At 38.3% G+C, this 2,081-nt stretch carries 1 protein-coding gene; it reads right to left on the reverse strand.

Translation table 11 applies throughout. The features are described from left to right. Positions 1–176: 176 nt before the first annotated feature. Positions 177–1,982: an IS1182 family transposase gene (locus KHM83_RS19495; protein ID WP_246543218.1), complete on the reverse strand. Its 1,806-nt coding sequence runs from the start codon at positions 1,980–1,982 to the stop codon at positions 177–179. Positions 1,983–2,081 lie beyond the last annotated feature (99 nt).

Genomic DNA, 2,081 nt, shown 5'->3' on the forward strand with positions numbered 1-2,081 from the left:
GGGGCTGTCGGGAAATAGTGAATTTTGACAGCCGATATCTCCGAAACAATAAACTGCTAGAAATCGGGATTCCGAAGATCCTGAATCTAGCAGTTTTATTTTTGCATTAATCGGATAATACTATTTCTTCGCAGCGCAAAAACAGGTCCAATTATCATAAAAGCAAGTTTTGGCCTCTACGCAATTTTCTCCGATTTTCCTGTGTATCTTTTGATTTTTCCCATCTTGAATTTATGATATTTGTCAAGATTCTTACCAAACGCATAAAGCGTAAATTCCTTATGCGCTTTTTCAGCTGAACGATGATTAAATTGTCTAAAATCATCGTTTGCCTTCATATCCCCAAAAAAGCCTTCGGTTTGGATTGACCTAATCAGTCGGTTGAGTATCCCTTTTTCGCTTTGAATGTTTTCGTTTGATTTTGCTTTTAAAGCATCCCAGCGTTCATTGACCTTGATCGTTTTGTTTTTATGCTGATGACGCTCTTCATCGTATTGATAGAGACATTCGGATTTCAACTCACAACCATCACAATTTTTACAGGCATAGACTTCAAAGATTCTCTCAAATCCTTTGGTATTGCGCTTTTCAGTATGATCATGAGTGAGTAATCGCCCGTTTGCACAACGGTAACTGTTCCCCTCTTTGACCATGTTTCGGTATTTTCCAATATTTTTCTGATATGCTCTTGTTTTCATGGCTTCATGTTCTTGCAGTTTGATGTAGCTATCGATGTTGTTTTCTTCGAGAAACCACAGGTTCTTTTCGCTGCAGTAGCCGCTGTCTGCTGTCACTTCTTTGGGATAGCATCCCAGATGTTCTTTATGTTTTTTAAGAACGGGAATCAAAGGATTGTAATCTGTTCGGTCAGTACTGATATAGCTATGAATGATAAAATAGTTTTCCACTGCGATCTGTATATTGTAAGCGGGTTTTAATTGACCATTTCTCATATGGTCGTCTTTCATACGCATGAAAGTTGCTTCTAGATCTGTTTTGGAATAGCTGTTTCTCTCATCACCCATTATTTCGAATGACTGCTTGTATTTCATGAGCCTTTCTCCCAACACATCTAACTGCTCGTATAGCTTCTGAATTTCAGGTTTTCGTTTGCCTTTCCCGCAGGTAAAATAGATTTTTTCACCCTCTGCGATGGTCTTTAGATGAACCTGCATCTTCAAGAGCTCCAGCGGTGACATATTGTCTATCTCAATGATGGTATTGTTGGAAAGTTTCTTCTTCTTGTTAACTTTCCGTGTTCGGTTCTTTTCGATGACTTTTCTGACTTTCTCTATCCCTTCTATGATGAACATATCCATTGCTGGCACTTTGTATTTTTTATCATAACCATTTATCATGAGAAAACTGTTGTACTGGGTGTACAGCTCTTGGATACTGTCGAGGAGATTTGCGAGGTGATAATTGATGCTGCCCCTCCAAACAAAGGTATAGCGGTTTGCGTTGGCTTCCACTTTTGTGCCATCAATATACAACGCTTCAAGGGTTACGAGCCCTTCTCGCTGGAGCTTTCTAATAAACTGATAGTGAAGCGCCATTAGGATTGGTTCGCTCAGTTTATGGTTCATAAAATCATAAAACACATCTCTTTTAGGTTTTTCTCCCTGAGCAAGCCACATATAGGCGATATCTCTCGTACAAAGGTCTACAATTCTATCAACCGATCTGACGCCTCTTAGTGCTGCATAAGTTAAGACTGCAAATAACATGATGGGATTATAACCTTTCCGTCCTAAATGACTATATCTTTCCAAGAGAGGTGAAAAATCCAGTTCTGCCATCACTTTCTTTAAAGTATAAACGGGATCTTCCTTAGGCAGATCAATTTGATAGAGATTAAAGTGAATAACTTGTTGTCCTGTTTCAAAAAATTCGGTATAATAATGATAAGTTTTGTTGGTTACATCATTTGATGTAACTTGATTGAAGATGGTTGGCGGACCGTCTTTTTTCTTTTTTTGCATAAGATAACCTCCTATTTATAGATTCGACATAAAGTAGGAGAATTCCTTTTTGTAATTTATGGAAATTTTTAAGGGGCTGTCTATTTCCCGACAGCCCCT

This window comes from Fusibacter paucivorans (genome assembly GCF_018390735.1).
In the GTDB taxonomy this organism is placed as follows: Bacteria; Bacillota; Clostridia; order Peptostreptococcales; family Acidaminobacteraceae; genus Fusibacter; species Fusibacter paucivorans.